General features: G+C 44.2%; 4 protein-coding genes and 2 pseudogenes. All 6 read left to right on the forward strand.

Annotated features, from left to right (window positions below; genetic code table 11):
* Positions 1 to 163: pseudogene (locus ACRCZA_RS13940) on the forward strand (FKBP-type peptidyl-prolyl cis-trans isomerase); the annotation flags it as partial.
* Position 164: 1 nt separating this feature from the next.
* On the forward strand, positions 165 to 1,121 hold the full coding sequence (gene ispH, locus ACRCZA_RS13945; RefSeq protein WP_438675014.1) for a 4-hydroxy-3-methylbut-2-enyl diphosphate reductase: 957 nt from the start codon (positions 165 to 167) through the stop codon (positions 1,119 to 1,121).
* 238 nt (positions 1,122 to 1,359) lie between these two features.
* The gene (gene pilV / locus ACRCZA_RS13950; protein ID WP_438675015.1) at positions 1,360 to 1,911 is read left to right on the forward strand and encodes a type IV pilus modification protein PilV; all 552 of its coding nucleotides are present in this window, start codon (positions 1,360 to 1,362) and stop codon (positions 1,909 to 1,911) included.
* Positions 1,912 to 1,920: 9 nt separating this feature from the next.
* Entirely contained in the window at positions 1,921 to 2,889 is a 969-nt protein-coding gene (locus tag ACRCZA_RS13955) for a PilW family protein (protein ID WP_438675016.1), read from the forward strand.
* A 14-nt stretch (positions 2,890 to 2,903) separates the two neighbouring features.
* Positions 2,904 to 3,332, forward strand: a complete 429-nt coding sequence (locus ACRCZA_RS13960; protein WP_438675017.1) for a pilus assembly PilX family protein — start codon at positions 2,904 to 2,906, stop codon at positions 3,330 to 3,332.
* 14 nt (positions 3,333 to 3,346) lie between these two features.
* Positions 3,347 to 5,420 (forward strand): annotated as a pseudogene (locus ACRCZA_RS13965) (pilus assembly protein); the annotation flags it as partial.

Below are 5,420 nucleotides of genomic sequence, written 5' to 3' on the forward strand. Positions count from 1 at the left end.
GACGCTTGAAGCTGGGGTCATCGTCAGTTTTGCAGGCCCAGGAGGCAGCGAGATCCCGGGGATCGTCCGTGATGTCGCTGGAGACTCCATTACCGTGGATCTTAACCATCCGTTAGCGGGCCACAAGGTCACTTTTGAACTGGATGTGGTAAAGGTACTTTAACATGCAGCAGGATCCGAAAAGCGCTGGTTTACATATTTTGCTCGCCAATCCCCGCGGTTTTTGTGCTGGGGTAGATAGGGCGATCAGTATTGTTGAGCGTGCGCTAGAACTGTTTTCGCCACCAATTTATGTGCGCCATGAAGTCGTGCACAATCGTTACGTGGTGCAAAACCTTAAAGACCGTGGCGCCGTATTTGTCGAAGAACTAGATCAAGTTCCAGATAATAATATTGTTATTTTTAGTGCCCATGGTGTATCTCAAGCGGTACGGGAAGAGGCCAAGGCCCGCGGTTTAAGGGTGTTTGATGCCACTTGCCCGTTGGTGACTAAGGTGCACCTACAAGTGACTCGCGCCAGTCGTAAAGGGATTGAATGTATTCTGATTGGCCATGAGGGCCACCCAGAAGTCGAAGGCACCATGGGGCAATATGATAACCCTAATGGCGGGGTGTATTTGATTGAATCCCCAGCGGATGTCGAATCCCTAACGGTGCGCGATCCTAATAATCTTTGCTTTGTGACTCAAACAACGCTTTCGGTCGATGATACCTTAGACATTATCGCGGCATTGAAAAATCGCTTCCCTGCGATTGAAGGTCCGCGTAAAGACGATATTTGTTACGCGACACAAAATCGGCAGGATGCGGTGCGTAATTTAGCCGCTGATGTTGATTTACTCATTGTGGTGGGATCAAAAAACAGCTCTAACTCCAATCGGTTACGTGAGCTGGCATTAAAGACGGGCACTCAATCCTATTTAGTGGATACTGCAGCCGATGTGGAGTCAAACTGGTTTACTAATGTGCGTAAAGTGGCCGTGACGGCTGGTGCTTCCGCTCCTGAGATATTAGTGCAGCAGGTGGTGCAAGCCATTGCGACATTGGCGCCCAGCGTTGTTACCGAAGTTGAAGGGCGTACAGAAGATACGGTATTTGCGGTGCCTGCAGAATTGCGTTAGCACGACGGACCAGATAACAAGGTTTTTCATCTATCTAAAAGAGGCGATTAGCCTCTTTTTTATTGCTCAAATTTAAGCGAACACTAGGCCAAATTCGCACAAGCTATAATGGAATGTTTATTTATATGCGAATGTTACTAGCTACATACATTCCACTCATCTATTATTAACTACCGGAGATTTGTGTTGTAACATCAAGATTTTAAAAGGGTAACCAACTGAAAAGTTAGTCAAAAAAATGGCCAAATTCGATATGTTGACACAAGGAAAATGTAAACAGGGCTTCTCATTAATCGAAGTGCTTGTGGCTTTGGTGATCTTGGTCATTGGCCTGATTGGTATCTTTAACCTACACATTGTGGCGAAACGGGCCAGCTTTGAATCCTACCAACAAACCCAAGCCTCCTATTACGCGAACGACATTATTAATCGCATGAAGCTCAATCCTACCCAGCTTGCTAGTTATGTTGGTGATCACTCTGGCTCAAAGTCAGCAATTACTCCAGTTACGCCAGCCTGTGAAGGCGCCACCTTATGCACACCGAGTCAACTTGTGTTATGGGATTTATACCAGTGGCGGCGCGCATTTTCAGGAGAATATGAGGTGGTGGGGGTGCAGCAAGTGGGAGGATTAGAAACCCCGCTATCCTGCATTAAGCTCAACGGCAATATTGTTACAGTGACGATAACCTGGCTTGGTATCAATGAAACCAGTGCAGCAACAGGCACAGTTGATTGCGGTACTGCGAGTAAAAGAAGAAGAGCCTTCACGATGACCACGGTAATTTAAATGAGACGGATGCCTATTAAAACCTTAACCGTACATCAACATGGACTGTCACTGGTTGAATTAATGGTCGCCATGGTGATAGGTCTGTTCTTAACGGCTGGCGTGTTTACTATGTTTAGCATGTCCTCTTCTAATGTCACCACCACCAGTCAATTTAATCAGTTACAAGAGAATGGCCGTATTGCTCTGGCAATCTTGGAGCGTGATTTAAGTCAGCTTGCATTTATGGGGGATATGACGGGCACGGATTTTGTGTTGGGAACGAATACGACAGTGACAGTTCCGGCGTTGGTGGATGATTGCGTGGGGGGCGGGACTAATAATGCTACCCTGCCAAATAATGCCCCAGCCCACTTTCGGCGGCTATGGGGATATGAGCAAGGGGTGAGTAGTACGGTATTAGCCTGTTTAACCGGCGTTAAAGCAAACACGGATGTATTGCAAATGAAACGCTTGCTCGGTCCTGCGCTGGCAGCCCCCAGCGGTAATCAAATCTTTGTTGCTACCAATGCCAGCCAAGCGATTTTTTTTACTGGCAGTACAACTCCTGCAATGGCGAATCCTCGTCATTGGGAGTATCAGCACCATGTGTACTTTATTGCCAATGATGCCGCAGGGATCCCCATTTTACGCCGTAAAACATTGACCGATACAGGTATGAATAATGATGAGCAATTGGTCGAAGGTATAGAGAATTTACGTGTACTTTATGGTTTTGATAATGATGGTGACGGCACGCCAGATGCTTTTCTTCCTGCGCAGCAAGTGACTGATGCTATGTGGGATAACCAAGGGTTTCAGCGACTGGTTGCCTTAAAGGTTTATGTGTTAGTTCGGTCAGCACAAGCTGACCCGAGTTACACCAATGAGAGCCAATATCGCCTCGGGGATAAAACCATCACAATTAAGGACCGTTTCCGTAGAAAGGTGATGTCCACTACGATAGTACTTGAGAACCCGCTGTTAAACCGCCGTTAATTGCGAGGCTGTTAATGAAAAAACAACAAGGTATAGTGCTTTTTTTTGCACTGATTGTATTGATTATTATGACGGTTATTGGCGTTGCTTTAGCCGTTAATTCATCGCAATCATTGCGGATGTCAGGGGCGGGCTCAGAGCGAATAGAGGCCAAAGCGATCGCTGATGGGGGATTAGAGCAAGTGATGGTGAAATATCAGGGGCCACTTTTTGCCAATTTAAATGCTGTTAAGACAGAAGCCCTATTTAACGGCGCACAACAGTTAACGCCAGTTCCTTTGGTGGGGCCTCAGAATGTGGGATGTCAACGCACTGCAAATGCCACTGGGGCAAATTTAGTGAATTGTCGTCGCGTAGAAATTAGCAGCACAAAAACATTTGGCCGAGATAATTTAGGTCAATTAACGGTCGTCGCTGGTGTAGAGCAGCAAGTGTTGCCTTAATAGGAATGAATATCATGCTAAATAAATGGCTTATAGGAATGTTAACGGTTGTGACCTGTGCCGCAGGAGTGACCTTTGCCGATGATACGGAACTCTATTTGGTTGATTCGACAGTGCGTACTGGTAAGCGACCCCAAGTATTATTTATTTTCGATAATTCTGGCAGTATGTCAACCGAAGATCAAAATGCCGTAAGTTCTTATTGTTCTGCAGAAGAAGTTGGTAAAACTTGTACCTATGCCAAAGGTTTTGCTGAGTATTTAGCAGGGTATTCAGGTTACATTAATGATAAAGGTATCTATTGGAATGCCGGGGGGATAGATAACACAACCAATATGCCTACCCCAGAACAGCCTAACGATTCACGTAGGTTTTATCTCGATAATAATAATTGCAATACTGCAGCCAAAGCGTTAGTAACAAAAGGTCGTTATACAGGATACCTTAGAGAGTTTAAAACACAGGGAAATACGGCAAATTGGGTTTCGTTAGCTGAAAATGAAGGCTTTAACCAAGGGCAGGTAGTCGATTGTTATGAGGACATTTTAGCTTTAGATCCTAAGAATCCAGGACGTGAAAAAAACGGCAATAATTATAGTTATTATCAGGATGGATATCCTGTCAACGATAAAAAAATGTATGATGCCGATCCTAAAAAAAGTGCTCCTGAATTTGGTAAAGGCCAACCCGTTACGCTGTATACGTCCCATTATTTGGTTTGGTATAAATGGGTAACCACGACTAGTGACGGGCAAAATAGTGGAGGTACAGGTACTCGCCTTGAAGTGGCAAAAGATGCATTAACTTCGGCGTTAGAATCTCTTGCTGTGCCCATAGATGCGGGGCTTGCTGTATTTAACTTGAACTATCCTAATGAAGGCAATGCCGATGGTGGCCGCATTGTATATAACTTAACGGAAATGAATGTTGCCAATAAAGCCAGTTTAACAAAATTAATTAACGGGATGCCAGCACAAACGAATACGCCATTATGTGAAACGTTGTATGAAGCCTATCAGTTTTTTAGCGGCGGTTCTGTCACTTTTGGTGATAAAGATGCCAATGGAACCGGAAAGGATAAAATTGATGGTTATGTTGTTAATACCCCCCCGAATATTTTCTCTGGTAAATATATTTCGCCTTTTAAAAAATGCCCAGATACAGCCTATGTTATCTATATTACCGACGGTGCGCCAACGGTGGATAAATCAGCTGATGGACTTATCAAGACCTTAACGAGTAATGCTAAAAACAAGAATGCCGATTATAGTGTATTCAATTTTAAAGATCCTAAAGGTAACCCTGATGCGAGTTACATGCCTGCATTGGCTGCCTATATGTACAATAATGATGTGGTGGTAGGTAATCAAGATGCCTTAGGCGTCGATAATAAACAAAATCTGAGAATATTTACTATTGGCTTTTCTGATGGCGCCGATGCAGCAGCGGATTTATTAGAAGAAACTGCTTTTAGAGGCGGCAATCCTCGCAATAGCAATGGTGTATCTAAAGGATACTATGTTGCCAAAAATGGACTGGACTTAGTGTCCGCCTTAGATAATGCGTTAAAGTCGATTTTGACCATCGATTCTTCGTTTACTTCGCCAAGTATCGCCAGTAATAATTTTGATAAGACCCAGACCTATAATGCTGCCTATTATGCGATGTTTCTCCCAGGGAGCGGACCGCGTTGGAGCGGTAACCTTAAAAAGCTGAAGGTAAACTCGGCGGGAGAAATTGTAGGCCCGGGTGGCAGTGCTAATGCCATCGATACGAATGGCAATATTTCAATTGATACTTGTACTTATTGGAATAGTTGTTCTGGAGCTAATGATGGTAACAAAGTGCTTTCAGGTGGTGTATTGCCAACATTAAGAACTCAGTTAAAAAATCGAAAAATCTATACAAATAGTACTGGGTTAGTGGATATTTCGACTTCTTCCTTTGTATCTAATTATTCGCAAACTGATTTAGATTGGCTCTATGGCGTGGATGTTGATGACGACGATCTTATTAACCAATGTTGGAAGTTCCATTCTCACGATTCCTACATTTGCGAAGGAGAATGCATCGCCATGGGACACTCCC

Origin of the sequence: Shewanella sp., from assembly GCF_051658185.1 — a bacterium.
Classification (GTDB): Bacteria; Pseudomonadota; Gammaproteobacteria; order Enterobacterales; family Shewanellaceae; genus Shewanella.

Coding starts and splice junctions, on each gene's coding strand:
- ACRCZA_RS13955 (WP_438675016.1), top strand. CDS start 1,921: ATGCCTATTAAAACCTTAACCGTACATCAACATGGACTGTCACTGGTT.
- pilV (WP_438675015.1), top strand. CDS start 1,360: ATGGCCAAATTCGATATGTTGACACAAGGAAAATGTAAACAGGGCTTC.
- ispH (WP_438675014.1), top strand. CDS start 165: ATGCAGCAGGATCCGAAAAGCGCTGGTTTACATATTTTGCTCGCCAAT.
- ACRCZA_RS13960 (WP_438675017.1), top strand. CDS start 2,904: ATGAAAAAACAACAAGGTATAGTGCTTTTTTTTGCACTGATTGTATTG.